The sequence below is a fragment of the Glutamicibacter sp. GQ173 genome, assembly GCF_059759215.1.
In genome coordinates, this window is the sequence record NZ_JCAXDT010000006.1 from 128,107 (window position 1) to 150,394 (window position 22,288).

The 22,288-nt window shown below is 59.5% G+C and carries 21 protein-coding genes; 7 read left to right on the forward strand and 14 right to left on the reverse strand.

Going from position 1 to position 22,288, the window contains the following annotated elements; all coding sequences use genetic code 11:
• Window positions 1–84: 84 nt before the first annotated feature.
• On the forward strand, window positions 85–354 hold the full coding sequence (gene rpsO, locus AC6CHO_RS11240; protein ID WP_013348393.1) for a 30S ribosomal protein S15: 270 nt from the start codon (window positions 85–87) through the stop codon (window positions 352–354).
• 559 nt (window positions 355–913) lie between these two features.
• Here rpsO and AC6CHO_RS11245 read toward each other — a convergent pair.
• Both AC6CHO_RS11245 and AC6CHO_RS11250 read right to left on the reverse strand, forming a co-directional pair.
• A complete protein-coding gene (locus tag AC6CHO_RS11245) occupies window positions 914–1,639 on the reverse strand; it encodes a type 1 glutamine amidotransferase domain-containing protein (protein WP_498215068.1) in 726 nt (241 codons plus the stop codon).
• Window positions 1,640–1,720: 81 nt separating this feature from the next.
• Window positions 1,721–2,911: an MFS transporter gene (locus AC6CHO_RS11250; RefSeq protein ID WP_498215069.1), complete on the reverse strand. Its 1,191-nt coding sequence runs from the start codon at window positions 2,909–2,911 to the stop codon at window positions 1,721–1,723.
• A gap of 159 nt (window positions 2,912–3,070) precedes the next feature.
• Here AC6CHO_RS11250 and AC6CHO_RS11255 point away from each other — a divergent pair, with 159 nt between their 5' ends.
• Window positions 3,071–4,168, forward strand: coding sequence for a pyridoxal-phosphate-dependent aminotransferase family protein (locus AC6CHO_RS11255; RefSeq protein ID WP_498215070.1), 1,098 nt, complete (start codon window positions 3,071–3,073; stop codon window positions 4,166–4,168).
• A 120-nt stretch (window positions 4,169–4,288) separates the two neighbouring features.
• On the opposite strand, the gene AC6CHO_RS11260 is transcribed toward AC6CHO_RS11255, so the two are convergent.
• The 4 genes from AC6CHO_RS11260 to AC6CHO_RS11275 are packed head-to-tail and all read right to left on the reverse strand — an operon-like array spanning window position 4,289 to window position 8,115.
• Window positions 4,289–5,452 carry an alpha-hydroxy acid oxidase gene (locus tag AC6CHO_RS11260; RefSeq protein ID WP_498215071.1) on the reverse strand — a complete coding sequence of 388 codons (1,164 nt, stop codon included), beginning with the start codon at window positions 5,450–5,452 and terminating at the stop codon, window positions 4,289–4,291.
• A 27-nt stretch (window positions 5,453–5,479) separates the two neighbouring features.
• Window positions 5,480–6,244 (reverse strand): amino acid ABC transporter ATP-binding protein, encoded by a 765-nt coding sequence (locus AC6CHO_RS11265; protein WP_498215072.1) that lies wholly within the window; start codon window positions 6,242–6,244, stop codon window positions 5,480–5,482.
• Window positions 6,241–7,200: an amino acid ABC transporter permease gene (locus AC6CHO_RS11270; RefSeq protein ID WP_498215073.1), complete on the reverse strand. Its 960-nt coding sequence runs from the start codon at window positions 7,198–7,200 to the stop codon at window positions 6,241–6,243. Before AC6CHO_RS11270 ends, AC6CHO_RS11265 begins: the two co-directional genes overlap by 4 nt.
• Window positions 7,201–7,206: 6 nt before the next feature.
• Entirely contained in the window at window positions 7,207–8,115 is a 909-nt protein-coding gene (locus tag AC6CHO_RS11275; protein WP_498215074.1) for an ABC transporter substrate-binding protein, read from the reverse strand.
• A gap of 207 nt (window positions 8,116–8,322) precedes the next feature.
• Between AC6CHO_RS11275 and AC6CHO_RS11280 the strand changes: the two genes are divergently transcribed.
• Together AC6CHO_RS11280 and AC6CHO_RS11285 are read left to right on the forward strand one after the other, a co-directional pair.
• Window positions 8,323–9,027 carry a GntR family transcriptional regulator gene (locus tag AC6CHO_RS11280; RefSeq protein WP_498215075.1) on the forward strand — a complete coding sequence of 235 codons (705 nt, stop codon included), beginning with the start codon at window positions 8,323–8,325 and terminating at the stop codon, window positions 9,025–9,027.
• A 352-nt stretch (window positions 9,028–9,379) separates the two neighbouring features.
• The gene (locus AC6CHO_RS11285) at window positions 9,380–9,754 is read left to right on the forward strand and encodes a DUF4282 domain-containing protein (RefSeq protein WP_498215076.1); all 375 of its coding nucleotides are present in this window, start codon (window positions 9,380–9,382) and stop codon (window positions 9,752–9,754) included.
• A gap of 69 nt (window positions 9,755–9,823) precedes the next feature.
• On the opposite strand, the gene AC6CHO_RS11290 is transcribed toward AC6CHO_RS11285, so the two are convergent.
• The 4 genes from AC6CHO_RS11290 to AC6CHO_RS11305 are packed head-to-tail and all read right to left on the reverse strand — an operon-like array spanning window position 9,824 to window position 13,370.
• Complete coding sequence (locus tag AC6CHO_RS11290) at window positions 9,824–10,225, reverse strand: universal stress protein (RefSeq protein WP_498215077.1); 402 nt, start codon at window positions 10,223–10,225, stop codon at window positions 9,824–9,826.
• Window positions 10,222–11,856, reverse strand: a complete 1,635-nt coding sequence (locus AC6CHO_RS11295; protein WP_498215078.1) for a tripartite tricarboxylate transporter permease — start codon at window positions 11,854–11,856, stop codon at window positions 10,222–10,224. The genes AC6CHO_RS11290 and AC6CHO_RS11295 overlap by 4 nt, the downstream gene beginning before the upstream one ends.
• The gene (locus tag AC6CHO_RS11300) at window positions 11,857–12,360 is read right to left on the reverse strand and encodes a tripartite tricarboxylate transporter TctB family protein (protein ID WP_498215079.1); all 504 of its coding nucleotides are present in this window, start codon (window positions 12,358–12,360) and stop codon (window positions 11,857–11,859) included.
• The gene (locus AC6CHO_RS11305) at window positions 12,357–13,370 is read right to left on the reverse strand and encodes a Bug family tripartite tricarboxylate transporter substrate binding protein (protein WP_098945492.1); all 1,014 of its coding nucleotides are present in this window, start codon (window positions 13,368–13,370) and stop codon (window positions 12,357–12,359) included. The genes AC6CHO_RS11300 and AC6CHO_RS11305 overlap by 4 nt, the downstream gene beginning before the upstream one ends.
• Window positions 13,371–13,571: 201 nt before the next feature.
• Between AC6CHO_RS11305 and AC6CHO_RS11310 the strand changes: the two genes are divergently transcribed.
• From AC6CHO_RS11310 to AC6CHO_RS11320, 3 genes are all read left to right on the forward strand, one after another.
• A complete protein-coding gene (locus tag AC6CHO_RS11310; protein WP_498215080.1) occupies window positions 13,572–15,182 on the forward strand; it encodes a sensor histidine kinase in 1,611 nt (536 codons plus the stop codon).
• 10 nt (window positions 15,183–15,192) lie between these two features.
• Window positions 15,193–15,867: a response regulator gene (locus AC6CHO_RS11315; RefSeq protein ID WP_498215081.1), complete on the forward strand. Its 675-nt coding sequence runs from the start codon at window positions 15,193–15,195 to the stop codon at window positions 15,865–15,867.
• 110 nt (window positions 15,868–15,977) lie between these two features.
• Window positions 15,978–16,457 carry a hypothetical protein gene (locus AC6CHO_RS11320; protein ID WP_498215082.1) on the forward strand — a complete coding sequence of 160 codons (480 nt, stop codon included), beginning with the start codon at window positions 15,978–15,980 and terminating at the stop codon, window positions 16,455–16,457.
• Between the two features lie 62 nt (window positions 16,458–16,519).
• Here AC6CHO_RS11320 and AC6CHO_RS11325 read toward each other — a convergent pair whose 3' ends face one another.
• The 4 genes from AC6CHO_RS11325 to AC6CHO_RS11340 all read right to left on the reverse strand — a co-directional run bounded on the left by AC6CHO_RS11325 (window position 16,520) and on the right by AC6CHO_RS11340 (window position 22,090).
• The gene (locus tag AC6CHO_RS11325; RefSeq protein WP_498215083.1) at window positions 16,520–17,380 is read right to left on the reverse strand and encodes a prephenate dehydratase; all 861 of its coding nucleotides are present in this window, start codon (window positions 17,378–17,380) and stop codon (window positions 16,520–16,522) included.
• 86 nt (window positions 17,381–17,466) lie between these two features.
• Window positions 17,467–18,483, reverse strand: coding sequence for an NAD-dependent epimerase/dehydratase family protein (locus tag AC6CHO_RS11330; RefSeq protein ID WP_498215084.1), 1,017 nt, complete (start codon window positions 18,481–18,483; stop codon window positions 17,467–17,469).
• Complete coding sequence (locus AC6CHO_RS11335) at window positions 18,480–21,068, reverse strand: alpha/beta fold hydrolase (RefSeq protein WP_498215085.1); 2,589 nt, start codon at window positions 21,066–21,068, stop codon at window positions 18,480–18,482. The genes AC6CHO_RS11330 and AC6CHO_RS11335 overlap by 4 nt, the downstream gene beginning before the upstream one ends.
• Window positions 21,065–22,090 (reverse strand): 3-oxoacyl-ACP synthase III, encoded by a 1,026-nt coding sequence (locus tag AC6CHO_RS11340; RefSeq protein WP_060701083.1) that lies wholly within the window; start codon window positions 22,088–22,090, stop codon window positions 21,065–21,067. Before AC6CHO_RS11340 ends, AC6CHO_RS11335 begins: the two co-directional genes overlap by 4 nt.
• Window positions 22,091–22,288: the final 198 nt, after the last annotated feature.

Consider the following 22,288-nt stretch of genomic DNA (forward strand, 5'->3'; position numbering starts at 1 on the left):
GCAGTCCGCGGTTGCGAGCATCCACCGTGAACGCTTCGGCGTTTGCACCGACTTATGAACGCGGTCCAACTCTAGGAGTTTGTTATGGCATTGGATGCCACTATCAAGAACGAAATCATCAAGGCTTACGCTACCCACGAGGGTGACACCGGTTCGCCTGAGGTTCAGATTGCCGTCATGTCCCGCCGTATTTCGGACCTGACCGAGCACCTGAAGATGCACAAGCATGACCACCACACCCGCCGTGGCCTGATGGCCCTGGTTGGTCGTCGTCGTCGCATGCTCGGCTACCTGAAGAACACCGACATCGAGCGTTACCGTTCGCTGATCGAGCGTCTGGGCCTGCGCAAGTAGTCTCCCGCACTCGTGCGAAAATCCCCGCTTTCAATTTGGAAGGCGGGGATTTTTCGTGCCTGAAACTGTCATGGAGGGAACAGCCAGTCGTTTTCTTGGCGCTCGATTCCATCTGACATGCCCTCATGCGACTGCTGATCGGAGGCCGGGCCTCGATGCGCGCCCTAAGCCGCGACCAAATGCGACTCATTGCCCTCGCGCCTGGGCTCCCAATCGACTGCATGACCTCACGTTTCCCCTGACTAAATCAGATCTAGTGCCAGAGGACTTTGACGGACTTCTAATAGCGACTCTGACTTCGTATTTCATCAAGTTTCAACAGGGTTCAGAAGCCTTACAACGGCGTCAATGCGCCGGGTCTCCCGGCTAGCCGGGATGGATACACCTCAACCACTACCAGCATCTTGAGCGCGACGGCGAATTCGTGGGTGTTCTTCGTGTCAACGACCGGCGTAAACAAGTCTTGCTTGAACGCTGAAGGGCGAACGGCTTGAACCCGTGCCTTGGCACGAGTTCAAGCTAGATCTCTGCCTAATTTCTGCGAGCGTTACGCCGGATTCTAATCGGCTTCGGTTTCAGCCGCAGCTACTTCGGCGGCCTTTTCCTGATGAATCACTTCTGCGAGGAGTTTCTCCACCTCTTTAGCGACGCCTGCAGCCGAGGCAGGGTTCTGACCGGTGACCAGACGTTCGGATACTTGAACGTTCTCTTCAAAATTGTCGGCAGCGATATGGTTGGCACCCTGCTCCGCCAGCTTGTCGGCCAGGAAGAACGGGATGATCTGATCTTTCCCGACGGCTACTTCCTCGTCATTTGTGAAGGCCGCGACGTTTTTTCCGCTGAGCAACTTGATGCCGTGGTGCAGTTCCACGTCGAGCAAGCCCGCCGGGCCATGGCACACGGCGCCGACTACTCCGCCCTTGTTGTAGATAGCCCCGACGAGCTTTTGCAAGCCTTCGTTGTCGGGGAAATCCCACATGGTACCGTGACCGCCCACCAGATAAATCGCGTCGTACTGTTCGGGGTCAATGACTTCCACCCTGGCCGTGTTGTATAGGCCAGCCCGGGTCGTTTCGTCTTCGGTGAATTGCACCTGAATCGGGTCGTCGGTATCGACTGTGTCCCGCGGAGGCTGCCCGCCTTTGATCGAGGCGAAGTCGACGAAATGCCCTGAATCCCTGAAGACTTTCCAAGGATGAGCTGCTTCCGCGACGTTGTAGCCGGTGGGTTCTCCACCTGCACCGAGTTCGGAAACGCTAGTTAGGACCATGAGGATTTTCTTCACGGGGTACTCCTTTCGCTTGTCCTCCCCAGCCTTGTACAAAGTGCGCACGGCTTCAACCGCACCTAGCCGGTTTCCAGACTTCTATGCGATTGTTCCCTGTTTGGATGAGGGGCCGGGCACGCGAAGCATCAGGATTCCCAGCAAAGTAGTGGATAAGATTGCTCCGGCCAGGGCCCATAAGCCGGCTGAGACGCTCACTGCAGTGGCTACGGCCCCCACCAGAATAGGACCACCGGCATCCCCGAGCTCGCGCCCGAGTTCAGCGGATCCCATGGTGCGCCCAATGCGTTCTTCGGGAGTCGTAGACGCTAGATGCGCGAAGCCCAGTGGCGTAGCGATCCCGACACCGGTTCCCAAAAGCACTGCGCCCAGCAGCAAAATGGCAAAGCTTTGCCAGATTGCGACCGAGACGAGGCCCGCGACTATCAACAGCAGCCCTACCGCCATGCCAGTGGAAAAATTGATCTTGGCGTGATCTTGGACCCTGCCAATCCAGGGCTGAACAATAGCCGAACACATCGCCAATATCGACACGACGCCCATGCTCTGCATATCGTTGAGCCCCAGAGTAGAGCCGATCAGCGGGTAGAAGCCAACGGCGGCGCCCAATGCACCGGTAGCGGCAGCGAGTACCATGGTCGGCACCAGAAAACCTGGCTGCACCGTTTGGCGCGCCAAATCTCCAATCGTGTAGCGCTGCTTCGGGAGAATGGGCAGGCGCGGCATCTGGAGCCATACCCAGATAGCCGCGACCAACGAGATCACTGCCATAAAGGCGAAGAGCGCGGGGAAGCCGGACCACAAGATCAAACCTGCGCCGATCAGGGGACCCAAGACGTAGCCGAGAGTTTTCCATGCGCCGTATCGGCCGAAATACTGGCCAGTGCTTGAACCGGAGAGTCGAGCTACGGCGGCGGAAGCCGCCGGGGAAAAGGCGGAGGCCGCAGCACCTTGACCAAGCCGAACGAGACCAAGCGCAAGCGCTGACTGTGCGAAAACGCCCAGTGCCGACATGAAAGTGAAGGCAATGAGGCCGCCAAGTATCACCCGTTTCGCACCGATGCGGTCGCTCAGAGTGCCAAACACCGGTTTGAGAATGACTTCGGCGACATCATAGATGGCAAGCAATATGCCCAAAGTGAACAGGCTGGAACCTAGTGCCTCAAATTCGGATCCGAGGCCTGCAGCAATGCTGTGCGCTCCAAAGGCCGTAGTGAAGCCGGACGCAAAGAGCGGAGCTACGTGGTGTGTGCTTGATGTATCGCGAGTCATGACATCATTTCATTGTTTTGGTGCATAGGTTCGAGGCCGGCACATCTTTGAAAATAGCATCTTGGCGTTTTCCCTCGAAGTATTGCCGACCTCGTGACGGAGGAACGGTTAGGCTGAGAACGCATTGAACTTTTGAGATGAGCAGGAATGCGAGAAAACATGAGCGGAACAGTTCTTCAGCGTCACCTCTTTGGGCCAGGCCCAAGCAACCCATATCCAGAAGCCACGGCGGCACTTGGTCTGCCGTTGCTCGGCCACCTCGATCCAGAATTCATTGCCCGCATGGATCGCGTGGGCGAGGGACTGCGCACCTTGTGGGGAACGAAGAACGTGCGCACCCTGCCCTTGAGCGCCACCGGTTCGGCAGGCATGGAAGCAGCTTTTGTCAACACCATCAACCCGGGTGATGTCGCCGTCATTGCGATCAACGGACTGTTCGGCGAACGCATGTGCGAAGTTGCCTCGCGTGTAGGCGCCGAGGTGGTGCGCGTTGAACATGAATACGGCACGCCGATTGACGCCCAGCGCGTGGCTGACGCCCACCCCAACCCGACCGTGATTGCCGGTGTGCACGCCGAGACGAGCACCGGCGTGGTTTCGGATATTGCCGCTCTGGGCGCTATCAAGGGCGATGCCCTGCTGATCACCGACGCCGTGACCTCCATCGGCGGCATGCCGGTGCTGGCCGATGAGTGGGGGATCGATGTAGGCTACGCCGGAACCCAGAAATGCATCGGCGTGGCACCTGGCCTGGCACCGTTCACCATTTCGGACCGCGCGTTCGAGCGCAGGGTCCAGAAGCCGCAGTCCTGGTACCTGGATTTGGGCCTGCTGGGCGGGTATGCCACTGGTGCCACCGGAGGCGGGCGCACCTACCACCACACTGCACCGGTGGCGATGGTTGCTTCGCTTGAAGCTGGCATTGACCGGATTCTCGCCGAAGGCCTGGACGCGGTAACCGCTCGGCATCAGGAAGCTGGCAGCCTGTTGCAACAGGGCCTGCAGGAGATGGGGCTGGAACTGTTTGCCCAGGAAGGCAGCCGTTTACCGCAGCTGACTACCGTTTACGTACCTGAGGCAGTGGATTCGGCGAAGGTGCGCGGCTACCTGCTGGAGCGATTCAATATTGAAATCGGCGGTGGCGTGGGTCAGTATGCCAGCACCGTGTGGCGCATCGGGATGATGGGGCCGAACGCTAATCCGGGCTCAGTAGCCCTGCTGCTGGCGGCCTTGAAAGAAGCGATTGCCAAGGCGTAGCCGGATGTTCTGGCTGCAGTAAGAATTTGTTGCCAACTAGGCCCATTGAGCATGCGCCAACGGCCCGGATTTCCTTTGCGGGGATTCCGGGCCGTTGGCGTTGTAGGTATTGCGGTGTTTCTAGACGTAATCGGTGATGCGGTTGCACTGGGCGAAGACGGACTCGTCAATCTCGGAAACACGTGTTTTCCCGACAAATCCCATGGCGCCCTTGAACTCGTCGTGCAGGATCTTGAACGCCTTGCTGACAGCTGGCTCGCCACCCGTGGCCAGGGCATAGGCGAAGGGTCGTCCAGCCATCACTGCGGTCGCTCCGAGGCCGATGGCCTTGACCATGTCGTGGCCCCGGCGGATCCCGCCATCGAGGTAGATTTCCGCCCGGCCGTTGACCGCCGAAACGATCGAGGGGAGGACATCGATGGTGGCAGGCTGGGCATCGAATTGGCGGCCGCCGTGGTTGGAAATGAAAATTCCATCGGCGCCCTCATCGACGGCCCGCGCGGCATCCTCGGGATCCATGATTCCCTTGATGACCAAATTTCCATCCCACTGCTCGCGAAGCCGAGCGAAATCGGCCCAGTTGGCTCCAGGGTTCTTGTTCTTGGCCATCCACTGGTTCATTTCGTCCATGCGCAGCGGTTGGCCGTCGATGGAGTAGTTGCCGTAGGTCATTTTGCGTCCGGTGAGCCAGCGGTAGATCCATTGCGGGCGCATGGCGGTGGTCAGGTAGTCGACCATCGGAGGCCTCGGCGGCATGGACAGCCCGTGGTGCAGGTCCCTTTCGCGTTTGCTCGAGGATCCGACGTCGCCGGCCACGACCAGGGTCTTGACGCCGGCATTCCGGGCGCGCTTGATGTAGCTTTCGGTTTCCTCGGGGTCTTTCCAGAAGGCGACCTGTGCCCAGAGCTTGTCGCCGGCGATGGGCGCTACCTCTTCCAAGGCGCACCCTGCCCAAGCGCTGTGGATGAAAATCGAACCGGCGTTCACCGCCGCACGGGCGACCGCTGGGTCCGATCCCGGATGGAAAATGGTCAGCATGCCCATGGGTGCAACGATCAATGGCAGATCGATCTGCTGGCCCAAGACGGTGGCATCGGTGCGCAGGTCGCTGAGGTCCACCATGGACCGCTGTCGCAGCATCAGTGCGTCGAGGCTTTCGCGGTTGGCCCGTGTGGTGATCTCATCGAGAGCGCCACCATCCAGGTAGTCGGTGATCATTTTTGGAAGATGCCAACGTGATGCTCGACGGTAGTCATCGATACTGACAATCCATTTGTTACGCATGGTGAGAAGACTCCAATTTGGAATGGTTTAGAGGACTTTGGCGAGGAATTGCTGGGTGCGTTCATGCTGCGGATTGCTCAAGACCTCGCGCGGATCGCCCTGCTCGATCACGTAGCCGCCGTCCATGAAGACCAGGTTGTCCCCGACCTCGCGGGCAAAGCCGATTTCATGGGTCACCACGATCATGGTCATGCCGGCTTTGGCCAAGTCCCGCATGACATCGAGTACTTCGCCGACAAGCTCGGGGTCCAAGGCTGACGTCGGCTCGTCAAACAGCATGAGCTTGGGCTCCATGGCCAGCGCACGGGCTATGGCGACACGTTGCTGCTGGCCGCCAGAGAGGGACACCGGGTAGGAATGAGCTTTTTCAGACAGTCCCACTCGTTTCAAAAGCTCGTGTGCCCGGGCGGTCACCGTCTTGCGCTCTTCCTTCCTGACGCGAATGGGGGCTTCGCAGATATTCTCCAGAACGGTCATGTGCGGAAAGAGATTAAAGCCCTGGAATACCATACCGATGTTTTCGCGCGACTTGGCAATCTCTGTTTCGGCCTGCTTGCGCAGGATGCCGTTCTTGATTCGGACACCCAGCGGCTGGCCATCGATCTTGATGTATCCGCCGTCCATGTTTTCCAACTGGTTGAAGCAACGCAGGAAGGTGGATTTCCCCGAGCCGGAAGGCCCCAGGATGCAGGTGACTTCACCTCGCTTGACGGTGAGATTGATTCCCTTGAGCACTTCCAGGTGCCCGAAGTGCTTGCGCACTTCGCGTGCTTCGGCAATGACGTCACTCATAATTGGACTTTCTGGACCGTTGGCTGGCCTCTTTTCAGCGGGTTGAATCGCGAGGACAGCTTTTGCTCAGTCCTGTTTCCCGAGCCGCGATTGAAATGGCGTTCAATGTAGAACTGTCCCAGGCTCAGCAGGCTGGTGATAGCCAGGTACCACAAGCTTGCAGCGATCAGCAGGGGGATGGTTTTGAAATTCGAGCTGTAGACCATTTGCGCCGAGTACAAGAGTTCCGGGAAGGCCAGGACGCTGACCAGCGACGTCGTCTTGAGCATGGAAATCGTCTGATTGCCCGTGGGAGGGATGATGATTTTCATGGCTTGCGGCAGCACGATGCGCCAAAGAATCAAGCCACGCTTCATCCCAAGCGCCTTGGCGGCTTCGGATTGGCCCTTGTGAACGCTGAGCAATCCTGCCCGGACAATCTCGGACATGTAGGCACCCTCGTTCAAGCCAAGTCCGAGAATCGCGGCCAGGAAGGGGGTGATGACGGCATTTGCGTCGACCGAGAAAAATTCGGGGCCGAACGGAATTCCCATTTCGATGCGGGGATAAATCGCTGCAATGAATCCCCAAAACAGCAGCTGAACGAATACGGGCACGCCGCGGAAGAACCAGATCATGAAGGCAGCTACCGAAGCGATGACGTAGTTCGGCGCCAGCCGGGCGAGCGCCAGCAGGATGCCGACCACAATGCCGACCGACATGGAGATCACGGTCAGGATCAGCGTATTGACGAGTCCTGAAAATAATCTCTCTGAAGCGAACCAGCTGAAGACCACGTCCCACTCATACCGGGGATTGGTGATCAGCGAGGTGGCTATGAGGGCCACTGCCACGAGTACAATCCCCGCGGTCAGCCACATCATCTTGTGGCTGGTCCGCGGGCGGCTCATCAGCAGTTCGTGCTGCTCGTCGGCTGAAGCCGCGGCAGAATCCGGATACCTTGAAATGCTAGTCATCGGAAACTACTGGGCCTTGTTGAAGGCGAAGTCGGTGACAGCGCCGCTGCCTACGCCCCAGTCGTCGAGGACCTGCTGGTAACGGCCGCTTTCGGTCAAGGATTCCAGACCCAGCTGCACGGCTTTCTCAAGCCCGGCGTCCTTGGCAAAGGCGATGCTGACGGGCGTGACATCCTTCTCGCCGAGCAGTTCGACTTTCCCTCCCTGCTTGATGGCGTAGCCCAAGGTCGGGCCGTCAACGTAGACTGCGTCGATGCGCCCGGATGACAAGGCGAGGATGGGGGCTTGCATGTCCGGGTAGGTCATGACGTCGATAGCCGGCTTGGAATCAGCGACGCACTTTTTCGAGGCTTCCGGAACCCGCTTGAGATCCTGGAATGAACCTTTCAGTACGCCGACCTTCACGCCGCACAGCTCATCAACCGCAAGTTTCTTGGGATTGCCAGGTGCGACGCCGATGCCGCTGCCCGACTGGTAATAGTCAACGAAGTCCAGCACCTTCATGCGCTCCTTGGAAGGCGACATCTGGGAGACGACAAGATCAAATTTTCCGGCAGATATTCCTGGAATGATGGCATCGAAACTGCCGCTTTCAATGGTGACTTCAACTCCCATTGCCTCACCGAGGGATTTGGCCAGCTCCGGGTCGACGCCGACTGTGGTGTGCCCGTCATCGGAGATGAAATGCAGCGGCGGGGAGCTTTCGCTCATGGTGACAACCATCTTGCCGCTGTCCTTGTACTTCTGGGGGAGGGCGTCGTGGGCAGCCTGGTTGACCTCCACCCCGATGGCGTCTTTGCCATCGGTTGCGGCGCCTGATTCGCTGGTCGGCGCTTCGGGGTTCGAGCAGCTGGCCAGTGTCAGTGCCAGAAGTCCGGCTACGGCCAGTGACGAGATCTTGAAGTGCGAGTGCATGATCATGTCCTCTCTGTTTTTATGGGGAAATGGTCCGAACGTCAGAACAATGACCGTGGTCATTTAGTGAGGAAGGTCATGTTTTCCGATATCATGTACCGTACATCGTGCACGATTTAGTTTCAATAGCTTGAGCGCCTTATGAAGCTTGACCGCTGATTCGTTGCGCAAGATTGGTCCGGAGCTTACGTTGGATAGGATTTCAACATGAACGCAATGCCGTCAGAAGAGTCAACACCTCTGATTGCCGCACGCCCGATGCTGGCAGATCAGGTATTCGACGCCATCTTGATGCTGCTGCTGGATGACAAATTGCCTACTGGGTCGCAGCTTGGCATTGACGGCCTGGCGAAGAAGTTCCAGGTTTCCTCAACCCCGGTTCGCGAAGCCCTGGCACGCCTGGAATCAACAGGCATGGTGCGGCGCGAAGCCTTGCGCGGTTACCGCGTCGCTCCCGAGCCGACGGCAGATGACATCCAGAAACTGCACGTGGCACGGTCCATGCTGGAACCGGGCATCGCCGCGCTGGCTTGCGCGCACCAGGACGACGAGCTGATCAGCAGGCTTGAAGCGTGCAACTCGGAGCTCAACGCAGCGCGTGGGGGACAAGCTTTCGCGGACTACCGGGCCTACTGGAAAGCTGACGAATTATTCCACCGAACAATCGTCGAGGCCGCGGACAACGAATTCCTCGATAGGGCCTACTCGTCCATCGAGGGGCACATCCAGCGCTTCCGGCTGGTGGTGCAGAACGTCATGAGCGGCGAGCACACCATTGAGGAACATGCCAAGATCATTGAGGCCTTCCGGTCCGATGATCCTTCGGCTGCCCAAGAGGCCATGCAGGCGCATATCTCAGGCATCGCTCAGCGCGCAGAGCACAGCTTTGCCAGCCAGCAGAATCCCGAGTAAGCCCTCCGCGTCCAAACGGCGCCTCTGCTCAGTCCGCACTCATTGTTCTTGGGGATTTTGGCAATTATTTGTTCACGTGCGAAGCCCGCAATGGGCCCAGGGGGCGAACGGAATTCTCCGGACTGCTGCCGCCGGGCTTTCCGGTGCGCCGCGCACCGGCAACAGGCAGGCCAAGTTCCGATCGGTTTCATGAATATCCATGGGCTCGGCCAGGTATCAAAATATCCGTAATAGATCCGCTAATTCGCCACGGCGAGTAGGGAGTATTTTCTAGATCCACTATCCCTGAGACGAAGAATTGGGTAACGTCAGCTTTGCCATTCATTTCGTCGGCCGAAAGTAAGGAATAGCGATGAAGGCCCTCTTTGATTTCGAATTCAGGAAGTTTGTCACGCCGTCAATCATCAAGATTGTCTATATATTGATCATGATTTTCCTGGCCTTTGGCTATATCGGAATAGTCGTGACCGGTTTCCAATTTAACACTGCCGTTGGTTTCTTGATGCTGCTCATCGTCGGCCCGCTGTTTGCGCTGGTTTACCTGGCACTCGCTCGTGCTGGCCTTGAGTCGCTGATCGCCCAGATTCGCACTGCGCAAAATACTGCCGAGCTGGTTCGCCTGGCTGGTGGAACACCGCCAGCGGAGGCCGGCAACTTGCCGGTCCCAGGCAACACGCCCAAGCCCGACGGCGGAAATACGCCGCCGGCAAATCCCTACCAGCAGTAAATGAAACGACAGCGGGCCTGCACCAGTTGGTGCAGGCCCGCTGTCGGTATCGGTTCAAATTCTTCGTGCTTACCAGTCGGCAGACGCTTTCAGGGAAAGCACCGGGCATTCGGCTTGGAGCAGGATGCGCTGCGCGTTGCTCCCCATGAGGAACTTGCCCATGGCGCTGCGCTTGCGCAGCCCGATCACGATCAGCTCGGCCCGCTGCGCCTGTGCCACCTGGAGGATCTGGTCAGCCGCATCGGCCCCTTGGGAACGGCGCTCGATCCAGAAATTGATCCCGGCAGCACTCAGCCTGGCCTCCAGCTCGTGGAACTGCTTCGCATCGATCAGACGGTCATCCACCAGCTGATCGCCCTTCGAGGAATTCACCACGACCAGCTTTGCATCATTGCGGCTCGCCTCGACGATGGCTCGTTCCAGGGCAGCTTCACCCTCAGGCGAGGGAATGTAGCCAACTACTATGGTCATGATTCATCCCTTTCGGTACCGGTGCTACGCTCGTGCTTGCCTTCGGCCTTGTGCTTTGCCGCGGTGGCCGCAGCATCGAACTGTTCCGCCTCGTCTTCGGTGATTTCTCCGCCTTCGGATAACCCGGCGGTCAGGATCGAATCCTTGCCGCGGGCGCGGCGGATTATGGAAATCAGCACGGGCAGCAGCAACAGGACTGCAATGAGGATGTAGATTCCCACTGCGAGAGGTTCACTCCACAAACCGTTGATGTTACCTGCAGAGAGCTGGAAGGTCTTTCGCAACTCTCCTTCGGCCATCGGACCGATGATGACACCAAGTATCAATGGAAGCACCGGCAAGCCGAAGCGGCGCAGGGCGAAGCCCAGCAAGCCGATGATCAGCAGCAGCCAGAGGTCAGCTACCTGCATGTTCACCGAGAAGGCGCCCAGAGTAGCAAAGAACAAGATGCCTGCGTACAGGTAAGGACGCGGGATCTTCAGCAGCTTGGCCCACAGCGGAGCCAGGGGAAGATTGATCAACAACAGCAGCGTGTTGCCAATGAACAGGCTGGCAATCAGCGCCCACACCAAATCCGGCTCGTTTTCAAAGAGGAATGGACCAGGCTGGATACCCTTCATTGTCAGGAAGGCCAGCATCACGGCGGCAGTCGCGTTGGTCGGCAGCCCCAGGGCCAGCATCGGGGTCAAAGTTCCGGCGGCCGACGCATTGTTGGCTGCTTCAGGACCGGCAACACCCTCAATGGCTCCATGGCCGAATTCTTCAGGATGCTTGGACAGCTTCTTTTCCGTGACGTAGGAAAGGAAAGTTGGCACCTCGGCACCGCCAGCTGGCAAGGCGCCGAAGGGGAAACCGAAAGCAGTGCCGCGCAGCCAAGGCTTCCACGAACGTTTCCAATCTTCCTTGCCCATCCATGGAGTACCCACCGGGATGGTCCGCGCAGGATTGCTGCGCAGGTGCGCTGCAATCCACAGCGCTTCACCGATGGCGAAGATGGCTACAGCCACCACGACGATATCCAGCCCGTCAACCAGCGGCGCGAAACCGAAGGTCAGCCGTTGCTGCCCGGAAACCGGATCCATGCCCACCAAGCCGATGGCCAATCCCAGGCCGAGGGCTGCGAAGCCGCGAATCTTGGAGGAACCCAAAACCGCGGTGACGGTGATTAGGGCGAGCATCATGATGGCAAAGTAGCTCGGTGCGCCGAGGCTGACTGCGAACTTCACCACGATCGGGGTCACGGTTACCAGCAGCGCGGTGCCGATGGTGCCAGCCACGAAGGAACCAATGGCCGCAGTGGCCAATGCCTGGGAGGCACGTCCGGCCTTGGCCATCTTGTGTCCTTCGATGGCTGTGATCACCGTGGCCGATTCACCCGGCGTATTGAGCAGGATGGAGGTGGTTGAACCGCCGTACATGCCGCCGTAGTAGATTCCAGCGAACATGATCAGTGCGCTGGAAGTCTCCATGCCGAAGGTCAGCGGCAGCAGCAGGGCCACGGCCATGGCTGGTCCAATGCCGGGGAGCACGCCGACGGCGGTGCCCAGGATGACACCTGCCAACGCGAAGAGGAGGTTGACTGGAGTCAGCGCCGAAGCGAAGCCATCCATCAACAGACTGAGCGTATCCACTTACAGCACCCCCGAGAGTATTCCGGCTGGGAGCTTGATGCCCAGACCCATGTAGAAGCCGTAGAACGTCCCAAAGGCCAATCCCAGCGAGATGAGCAGGGTCAGCACCCAGCGCCGGGCGCCCAGGCACGTGGCGGCACCGAAGAACAATATCGTTCCGGAAATGACCCAGCCGGCCCAATTGATTAGCAGGAGATTCAGGACGAAAACGCCCAGCAGTGGCAGCAGGACTTTCCAGTCCGAGGGCTGGCTGAGGTCCACATCTTCGCCTTCTTCTCCTTCGGCCAGATTTCCGCGGAGAATCGTAATGACCAAGGCGATGGACGAGGCGATGAGAATGCCCGAGACGAGGTAGGGAACGGCCTTGGGGCCGACGGCATCCGCCTGGGAGTACGTCACATGCAGCTGTGACGCATCAATGAACACGATGATTCCGACGATAAGAAGAAACGCGGCGAACAGGAGCTCGACGCGTTTCTTCTTTGCGGTGCTTACTTCGCTCACGCCAGACCCAGGGTCTTCAGGACGCTGGCTACGCGCTCGTCCTGATCGGTGAGGAAGCTGGAGAACTCGTCGCCAGTCATGAACGCATCGGTCCAGGCATTGGTCTCCAGTGCTTCCTTCCATTCCGCGGAATCATGCATCTTGGTGACCAGGTCGACCCACTTGGCCTTGTCTTCGTCGGAGATCTCAGGCGGGGCAACCAGGCCGCGCCAGTTCGAGAAGACCAAATCGATTCCTGATTCCTTCAGAGTTGGCGCGTCAACGCCCTCAAGGCGTTCTTCGCCGCTGGTGGCCAGTACGCGAACCGAGCCCTCCTCGATCTGCTGCATGTACTCGCCAGCGCCGGAAGCGGCAAATGCCAGCTTGTTGCCCAGGATTGCCGGGAGCAGGTCGCCACCACCATCGTAGGAAACGAAGTTCACTTCCTTGGGATCAACGCCTACGGCTTCTGCCAGCTGCATCGGCAGCAGGTGGTCCGGACCGCCTGGAGAGGAACCGCCGCCGACCGAGAGCTTGCTTGGGTCTTCCTTCCAAGCCTTCACCAGATCGTCAATGGTCTTGTACGGGGAATCCTTGGAAACCATGATCGCACCTGGCTCTTCGATGAGCTTGGCGATGGGAGTGGTTTCGGTCAGCTTGGCATCGGTGTCATTGGTATAGCTGGCGCCCACCACGCCAAGGCCCATGAGCATGGCCAGGTCGCCATTGTCCTTTTCATTGATCAGGCGGGCCAGCCCCACGGTGCCGCCGGCACCGGCAAGGTTGAAGACTTCCGGGTTGCTGGCGAGGCTGGCATCATCCATGACCTTGGCGGCAACACGTGCGGTGGTGTCGTAGCCGCCACCAGGGGTGTTTGGAACCATGATGCGCAGGTTGGCAATGGGACCCTCTGACTTGGTGGCGTCATCGTTGGAGGATTCGGAGGTGACGCCACAGCCGGTCGCCCCCAAAGCGAGAGCGGCGGTGGCTGCCAGGGCCGTCAGCGCACGGAAGGATTTGAAGTTTTTCATTGATTTCAGCCTCGTTGCTTTCATCGGAGTTGCGAGTAACTCCACAGTAGGCAATGTTGTGAACTGGGTCACGCTTGCGTACTCAAAGAAAATACTGTTCATTGTGTAATCAATAACAGTGATTTCGATCATCTAAAAGTTCGGTAAGGTTGCCCAGTGCCCCAAAGATGGGCGATCGGGGATTCAGCGGCAAGGAGCGCAGTGGTGGAAATAAAGGCATCACAGCTAGGCGCCGTTTTTGCTCACCGGTTTTCTTTGGCTGGGCAGTACCTGATTCTCCAATTGCTGATTATTGCTGTCGTCCTGGCCGGTGTGGTGGTTGTTTCCTTGACCCAGTCCACCAATAACTTCGAAAAAATTGAAGGACGCCGCAGCTTGTCCGCTGCGGAATCGCTGGCGTCCAACCCGCTGCTCAGGGCACTGATACCCAGTGCGGCCCCGGAAATGGGCTCCGCTCTGCCAGCGATGGCAGAAACAACTCGAAGCATCTCCGGCTTGCAGTTTGTTATCCTGGCCGACCGATACGGAACGGTTATTACTTCTACCTATCCCGACGATGTCGGTACCTCAATCCTGCACCCTGAATCAAAAGTGGAAGAAGGCAGGGGATGGACGGGTGAAATCACTCGTAACGCCAACCATGTGCTCATCGCGCAGGTTCCAGTCCTGGATGACACAGGGCAAATGGTCGGAATAGTCAGCGCCGGGCAAAGCTACCCCAGCACACGGGAGTTGATCCAGGAAATTGCGCCCAGCGCGCTGAGCACCCTGATTATTGCCGTGGTTTTGGGCGCTACCGGGTCGGTGCTGCTTTCGCGCAGGGTCAGGCACCAAACCCGCGGCATGGAACCACGCGAAATCGCAGAACTATTTGAACACCGCGAAGCCTTGCTGCATGGCGTCAAGGAGGGCATTATTTCTGTCTCCCCGGATAGCCGGATCATGCTGGCCAATGACATTGCCATTGAACTGCTTCAGCTTCCATTGACCTGTGTGGGCCAGACCTTGACCGAACTGGATGTGGCACCACAAGTCACCAGGGCGCTCACAACGCAACAACAGCAACCCGACCGCCAGTTCCTCATTGGCGAACGAGTTGTTGTTTTCAACCGCATGCCCGTGAAAACGGCCCGAAAGGACCTCGGATCAGTGACGACCTTCAGGGATCGCACTGAGCTGACACTGTTGGAGCAGGAACTGGGCGACAGCAAGGCTACAGCTGACATGCTCAGGGCGCAGACCCATGAATTTGCCAATCACCTGCACGCCATTTCCGGTCTGATCCAGTTGCAGGAGTACGAGGAAGTCATCCGGTTCATCGATGGAGTCAGCTTCAGCCGCAGCAAGGTTTTCGAAGACGTATCGGCGTACATTGAGGAGCCGACTATGGCAGCACTGCTGATTGCCAAGGCAAGCGTCGCCACCGAGCGCGGAATCCTGCTCGAAGTTTCAAAAGATTCCCGGCTGGGCCGTGGCGACGAGCAGATCGCAAGGGACCTGACCACGGTCGTCGGCAATCTCATCGATAATGCCATGGATGCCGTTGCCGAGATGCCGAAACCGAAGATCATGCTTTCAGTTCAAGAAGTCGATAATCTCATTACCGTAAGAGTCAGCGACAATGGACCCGGGATTGCCCATGACGCGATGAAGGAAATTTTTACTCAAGGCTTTTCGACCAAATATGCGACGGTCTCCGGAGGCCGGGGGTTCGGCCTGGCATTGAGCCGGCTGGTCTGCCGTCGCCGCAACGGGGATATCACAGCAGTAAATGACCATGGCGCTCAATTTACTGCCACACTCAGAAAGTAGGGCAAGACTCTTGATCCAAGTTTTGGTCATCGATGACGACTTCATGGTGGCAAAGGTGCATGCCGGATTCGTCAGCAAAGAGCCGGGTTTCTCCGTGGTAGGGATAGCGCATACTGCCAGCGATGCCATCAAGGCTGCTACCGAGCTATCCCCGGATCTTGCCCTGCTCGACATTCACCTGCCTGATATGAATGGGCTTGACCTGCTGCAGCGACTTCGTGAAGTCCAGCCGGAGCTGGACGTCATTGTCATTAGCGCAGCCAGGGAAATGGACACCGTTCGCAAAGCCCTTCGAGGTGGAATCGTCCACTACCTGATGAAACCATTTTCATGGGACGACCTGAGCGAACGGTTGAAGCACTACGCCAAGACCTACCAACCGCTGCATGCTGCTGCGGACCACGAGCTGGAACAGGCGGATGTGAATCGCCTTTTCGGCCTCGGAGGACAGAATCGGCGTCCGCTGCCCAAGGGCTGCAGTGCTGAAACCATGACGCTGGTCGAAAACATCGTGAAGGACGCAAGCGAGCCGATCTCTGCAACTGAAACTGCTGAAAAGCTCGGGACGTCGCGGGTGAGCGCTCGCCGGTATTTGGAGTACTTGGCTGAGGAAAACTTGGCCCAGGTGAACCTTCGCTACGGGGGAGTGGGCCGGCCCGAGCGCCGCTATTCCTGGAAGAAGTAGGCCCCGTTGTCGAGTTCGCTTCTTGTTCCGAACTGAGCGCTGATGCGTTCCACCGCATGACTCAGGTTGAATCCCCTCATATTCGGCGAATTGTTTGATAATCTGCTGGCATGGATGCAGATGCCCTGTATATAGTCTCGGAAACCATACCCAACTGGCTGATGGCTGGCAGTGCAGTAGCAGCCGCCGCAGTTTTCTGGTGGCGCAAGCAGGATAAGCAAGAACTAGCCGCCCAGCGCGAAGAAGATATCCTCAGCGGGGTGAACGCAGTTTGGGTCAAGGCGGTCGTCGGGGACGCGGATCATCCGAAATGGGGAGTCCTAGTCAGTAATGATCACCGGACTCCGGTGACCAATGTACGAGTGGAATGCAACGGAAACCGGCACGCGGCACAACTAGTGCATCCCAACCTGCAACCTGGCCAGCACTTTTTTGAATCGCTAGCGCAAGTTGAACACGGGCGGTCCTGGGCCCTGCCCACAGCAAATTTTGCGAGCCAGGATTTCATTACTGCCAGCCACAAGCATGACACCAAGAAGATCAGTTTCAGGTATGGCGGCAAAGACTACTCCAAAGACATCTCGCAGTAGCGCTTCAGCTGGCTATTTGGCGACGCGCCGAATAGCTCGGTGCCCTTTCGCCCGCTGGGCTCCTAGACGAATGCCGCGGAAACGCTGTTGCGGTGCTCGCTGGCCGCGTAGGTGCCAAGGATCTTGATCTCCCAGGTGAAGAACTCCAGCTCTTCCAAGGCCAGGCGCACGGGCAGATCTTCTGGATGCCCCTCGATATCGATCATGAAAGTCGTCGCGGCGAATGAGGAGCCAACCATGTAGCTCTCCAGCCGGGTGATATTCACTCCATTGGTTGCGAAGCCGCCCAGCGCCTTGTACAGCGCACTGGGAACGTTTCGGACCTGGAAAACCAAGGTGGTGACAGCCGTTTCGGGAAGCTCGCTGCGAGTTGGCAGTTCCTGCTTGCGCGCAAGGACCACGAATCGCGTGGTGTTGGTGGGATCGTCCTCCACCGACGAGGCTAGGACTTCCAGCCCGTACAGTTCGGCCGCCAAAGGCGGGGCCAGGGAGAGCTTTGTCGGGTCGTTCCAGTCCCTGACTTCGCGGGCAGACCCGGCGGTGTCACCGGCAATAACCGGGGTCAGCTGGTGTTCACGGATGACTTTGCGGCACTGGCCCAGAGCATGGATGTGGCTGTGCACTTCAGTTGCTTCGCCAACGGAACTGCCGGGCAGTCCTAAAAGGTCAAAGCGGATCCGCAGGAAATGCTCGCCCACAATCTGGAGGTTCGATTCGGGCAGCAAAACGTGAATGTCGGCGACTCGTCCCGCCAATGAATTTTCAATGGGGATCATGGCCAGCTCGGCCTCGCCGTTTTCGACCATGGCGAAAGCGTCCTCGAAGCTGGCGCAAGGTACTGCCTGCATGTCGGGGAATCGCTGGGTGCAGGCCATATTCGAGTTGGAGCCGGCTTCACCTTGGTAAGAAATCTTGTTGCCCATCATTTCAAGGTACCGCTGTTTGGCCCCAAGCTCCTTGTTGGCGCCGCTTCATGACATCGCGTTAGGCAGCAAGCCACTGCGGGTGGCTAGGCGCGATCCTTCGAATAGTAGGCCGAGAGCCTGCGCAGGCCTTCATCGATGCCCACTGCAGGCTTCCAATCCAGAACCTCATGGGTTTCGCGCTGGTCAAACCAATGCGCCGTGGAAAGCTGCTCAGCCAGGAAGCGCGTCATTGGCGGCTCATCGTGGACCAGGCCCCGGGAGCCTGCGGCCAGCCAGAACTTTTCAATGACCGATCCAGAGCCACGGGCCAACCAGCCCGGGAGATTGAGCTTGGGAGCTGGTGCGCCGCCGGCCTGGCAGATCCCGGCCATCAGCTCGCCCACCGGACGAGGCTCGCCATTGGTGACCACCAGGGCGCGTCCGTGCGCCTGGTCCATGCGCTCCAGGCCACGGACAATCGCCGCCGCGGCGTTATCGATATAGGTGGTGTCGATCAGCGCCGCACCGTGATCAAGCAGTGGAAGGCGTCCGGCCTTGGCACGCTGGATGACCCTTTCCACGAGTTGGGTGTCCCCGGGGCCCCACACCACATGCGGGCGGATGGCCGCCACCCGGAAATCCGCAGAATCAGCGGCCAATGCATCCAGTTCGGCTGCCGCTTTGGAGCGGGCATAATTGCCGTGGGCCAGCTGCGGGTTGGCGGTCCCGGCTGCCGCTCCAGCTAAGGAATCCCCGAAGTGCGCCACCGAAGGCGAGGAAACAAAAACGAAGTCCTTGATCCCGGCGTTGCGTGCAGCCTTGAGCAGATTGCTGGTGCCGGTGATGTTGGTATCGACAAACTCTTGCCAATGGCCCGTGAAGGACACCTTGGCCGCAAGGTGAATCACTGCATCCATGGAGCCGACGGCTTGTTCCACGGCTTTCTGATCCGTCAGCGAACCCTGGACTTCGTCCACGGAGCCGGCCGAAGCGCGGCGTTGAAATGTGCGAACGTGGTGGCCCTGGTCGCGCAGCAGCTGGGCCACGGCACCGCCGAGCATGCCACTGGCACCGGTGACCAGGACCCTGCGGGCGCTGTGCGAGGTCTCGGTTGCGCTCATGGGGTGCGGATCCTTCCACCGGCAAGCGTTGCGCTGGCCCACTGGGCCAATGCCGCACGGTCGATCTTGGAATTATGGCGGATGTCGGTGGGCAGGGTGGGCAGCACCAGCACGGCGGCGACATTGGTGCCGGTGGAGGCGACCGCGGCCCTGACCTTGCTGGCCAATTCACTGGATGCCGGTTCGGCCTTGCGCGCAGCGGGCACGGTTTCCATGACCACCACAGCGGCCTGGGTCCCGGCTGGTCCAACTCCCACGAGCGCAGCGCGCCCGGCACCGATGACTGACTGCACCGCATGCTCGGCTGCCACCGGAGTGATCGCCCCGGAAGGGGTGCTCAGGACATGGCCCAGCCGGCCCTCGACCCAGAGCAGCCCTTCATCATCGAGGTGTCCGACATCGCCGGTGCGATGCCAGCCGGGGATGGAACTGCTGGCCTGCTCGGTGATCCACAAGCGGTCGTAGCGGTCCTTGACATGCGCAGCGCGGACCAGTATTTCTCCGGTGGCATTCGGGGTGTATTGCGGCTGATCCCCGGCCACGCCCAGCGCGTCAATCGTTGCGATGGCCACGGTGGCACCGGCTACGGCAGTGCCAACGCAGACGCCGTTGCCGTGGCCGGCCGCGCGGATGCCATCCAGATCGATATCGGTCACCGGCAAGGCCTCGGTCATCCCATAGGGGGTATGCACCTTGGCGTTGGGAACCAGCTCCTGGACCTGGGCCAAGAGCGGTTCGGCGATCGGGGCGCCGGCCGAGAGCATCAGCTCGACGCCGGTCAGGGTCTTGCGCTGCGCGGTGTTCAGCTCGCCCTTCGTGGCCAGGACGTTGGCCAGGGCTGCCGGGGAGGCGAAGACCGTGGTTGCCTTAACCGCGACGGCGGCATCGGCCAGGGCGCTGGCGGTGAGCGTGCGCGGCGCCGTGACATCCATGTCAGGGGTCACCGAGGTGGCACCCAGCGCCGGGCCCAGCAAGGCAAAGGGAGCGAACCCGGCGACGAGGGCCGATCCGGCTTTCAAATTGTAGGTTTCGCGGAGCGTATCGCGCATGGCGGCCAGCTGCCGGTGGGTGTACACGACCCCCTTGGCTGGACCGGTGGACCCGGAAGTGAACAGCACCGCCGCATCGGCGTCGGGGTCGGCCGGAGCAAAGTTCAGCCCATCGTCCGCGATCCTGCTTCCGGCCTCCAGCAGCTCATCCAGGGTATGGGCCACGCCCAGCACCTTGCGCTTGGCAGCGGACAGGGGTCCTGCCGCAATCCGGGTGCCCGGCCATCCCAGCACCCGTGCACCGGCCAAGGCCCGGTCAATTCCGACGAGGAAGCTGGGACCGGCACCCTTGATGGCGCGGCCCAGGCCCTTGGTGCCCAATCCTGCATCGGCGACAACAATCACCGCGCCAAGACGCAGGCACGCATAGATCAGGGAAGTCAGCTCGATGCCCGGCGGAACCAGGAGGTTTACCCGGTCCCCGGCCCTTACGCCGATCTGCTGCAGCCCGGCGGCTAGGGCGTTGACCCGTGCGCCGAGCTCAGCCCAGGACAACGAGCGAGGAGGATGGATGTCGACTACCGCGGTGCTCTGGTCTGTTTGGCGCGAGTCCAATTCGGCGAGCATCGGCCGGTATTCGCCCGGACCCTGGACCCGGGAGGATCCAGCGGATTCGGGCTGGCTGTCCAGCCAGCTGAAAATCGGGGAGGCGATATCCCGGTCTTCGCCCACGAGGTGGCTGGCACCTTCAAAGCGGTGCACCTGGGCCTGGGGCAGCCTGCCCATCAGATCGCGCAGATAGCGGTCGGAGAACACCGGGTCACTTGGTCCCCAAAGCATCAGCGCAGGGACCGTAAGCGAGCGGACCGCTTCGGAAATCCCATCCAGCGCCGCTCGGCTCGGGTGCTGGGGGTCAAAGGGAATATCAGCGACGAAGTTGGCTACGCCGTCACGCTTTTCAGCGCTGGTATAGGGCGCCATGAACGCCTTGCGCACTTCTGGTGCCAAGGCAGGCTGGGCCAGCGAATGTGTCACCTGCAGGAATGCGCGAGTGGTTTTGGTGCCCCAGCTGTGGACTGCAGGATGCGAGGCCAGCTTCAAGGCGGGAGGCAATTGGAAGCCAGCAGGATGGATCGCGGTGTTTGTCAGCACGACACGTTCCAGCCGCTCCTGATGAGCTGTTGCCCAGCCAAGGGAGATGACTCCACCCCAGTCGTGGCCGACGATCGTGATGCCATCGCCAAGATCCAGGGCATCAATCAGATCGCCGAGGTCGTTGACGCGGTCGGCGAGGCGGCGGAACTTTCCGGTGCGTTCAGAGAAGCCCATGTCCAGCTGGTCGACTGCGACGATGCGCCACGCCAGATGGTGATCCGAGACGTGGTTGAACAGGCTTCGCCATAGGTAGGACCAGGTGGGATTTCCATGGACGCAGACCAGCGTACCCACCGGCGTGATGCCGCGCTGTGCCAGTTCTTCCTGGTTATCCAGCACATGCCAACGGTAGGTGGCGCCTTGTCCGTCAACTGCGGAAGTTGATGGAACGGACAGGTATTTTGAGTAGATTTCCTTGACGCCGGGGAAAATCTCGGTCACCAGACGATCTCCATCATCGCGGTGTTCAATCCGGATCCCACGCCCATGCACAGTACGCGATCGCCTGGCTTGAGGGATTCAGCCTCCTGCGAGAGGGTCATGGGCAGCGAAGCCGGGCCAACATTGCCCCACTTCGAGAAGGTGATGGGGACCCGGTCCTTGATCAGGCCGACCGCCTTGATGATGGCATTGGTGTAGGACTTGGAGACCTGGTGGGTGACATAGCGATCCATGCTCTTCCAGTTCCATCCGGTGCGGTGCGCTTCGTCCCAGGCGTTGACCACCAAGTCCAGGCCGTTGTCCAGCAAGCCCTTGGTATCGGTGTACATGCCGTTCGGACCGCCAACGCACAGTTCATGGTGCTCGGTTCCCGCGCGGGAGACGCCACCGAGAATGCGGTGGGCCTCTGGATGGGCGTCGGCTGGGCCGATCACTGCTGCTGCGGCACCAGAACCCAGGGTCAGGGTGGCAAATTCGCGCATGTAGTCATCGCGGGTGGAAGTTTCGGCATTCAGGCGCTCAAAAGTCGTTTCCTGCGTGGCCTTGGCATCCTCGCCGGCGACGATCAGCGCGTATTTGATCTGCCCGGAGTCGATCATGTTTGCCGCCAGGCTCATGCCGTTGACAAACCCGAGGCATGCGTTGGCCACGTCGAAGTTCATTGCCGAGGACGGCAGGCCCAGGCCGTTGTGCACCTTGGACGCGACCGATGGTTCGAGGTTGCGCCGGGTCACCGACGTATTAATAAGCAGGCCGATTTCACTGGCATCAACACCGGCCTGGGCCAAGGCCTTTTTGCCGGCGAGGATTGCCGCATCGTCGAACTCGACGCCATCAGCCCACCAGCGGCGTTCCTTGACACCGGAAACGCGCTCGAGGAGTTTCTTGGATAGCCGCAGCCGCTTCAAACTTGGAGCCAGCCGCTCATCAAATTCTGCTGAGCTCACCACCTCTGGCGCGAGAACGCTGTTCACTGATAAAAGCGCAACGTTGTGGTGTTTAAAGGTGGCATTGCCGTTCAAAGTGTTGCCTTCGTTTCTGCTGGACTATCTGTGTGCTGCATACTGCGATGAAACGTCTTGACCGAGTGGGTGCGTGTAGCGCCGTCGGTAAGTTTGCTCTTCTACATTATTCCTTGACCGGCTGTGAGATGAACTTGAGCGGCCGATTTCAGCCGAGGGCAAGAAATGGAAACAACGCAGACTAAGTCGATCCTACAG

Coding starts and splice junctions, on each gene's coding strand:
- rpsO (WP_013348393.1), top strand. CDS start 85: ATGGCATTGGATGCCACTATCAAGAACGAAATCATCAAGGCTTACGCT.
- AC6CHO_RS11250 (WP_498215069.1), bottom strand. CDS start 2,911: ATGACTCGCGATACATCAAGCACACACCACGTAGCTCCGCTCTTTGCG.
- AC6CHO_RS11255 (WP_498215070.1), top strand. CDS start 3,071: ATGAGCGGAACAGTTCTTCAGCGTCACCTCTTTGGGCCAGGCCCAAGC.
- AC6CHO_RS11260 (WP_498215071.1), bottom strand. CDS start 5,452: ATGCGTAACAAATGGATTGTCAGTATCGATGACTACCGTCGAGCATCA.
- AC6CHO_RS11265 (WP_498215072.1), bottom strand. CDS start 6,244: ATGAGTGACGTCATTGCCGAAGCACGCGAAGTGCGCAAGCACTTCGGG.
- AC6CHO_RS11270 (WP_498215073.1), bottom strand. CDS start 7,200: ATGACTAGCATTTCAAGGTATCCGGATTCTGCCGCGGCTTCAGCCGAC.
- AC6CHO_RS11275 (WP_498215074.1), bottom strand. CDS start 8,115: ATGCACTCGCACTTCAAGATCTCGTCACTGGCCGTAGCCGGACTTCTG.
- AC6CHO_RS11280 (WP_498215075.1), top strand. CDS start 8,323: ATGAACGCAATGCCGTCAGAAGAGTCAACACCTCTGATTGCCGCACGC.
- AC6CHO_RS11285 (WP_498215076.1), top strand. CDS start 9,380: ATGAAGGCCCTCTTTGATTTCGAATTCAGGAAGTTTGTCACGCCGTCA.
- AC6CHO_RS11290 (WP_498215077.1), bottom strand. CDS start 10,225: ATGACCATAGTAGTTGGCTACATTCCCTCGCCTGAGGGTGAAGCTGCC.
- AC6CHO_RS11305 (WP_098945492.1), bottom strand. CDS start 13,370: ATGAAAAACTTCAAATCCTTCCGTGCGCTGACGGCCCTGGCAGCCACC.
- AC6CHO_RS11320 (WP_498215082.1), top strand. CDS start 15,978: ATGGATGCAGATGCCCTGTATATAGTCTCGGAAACCATACCCAACTGG.
- AC6CHO_RS11325 (WP_498215083.1), bottom strand. CDS start 17,380: ATGGGCAACAAGATTTCTTACCAAGGTGAAGCCGGCTCCAACTCGAAT.
- AC6CHO_RS11330 (WP_498215084.1), bottom strand. CDS start 18,483: ATGAGCGCAACCGAGACCTCGCACAGCGCCCGCAGGGTCCTGGTCACC.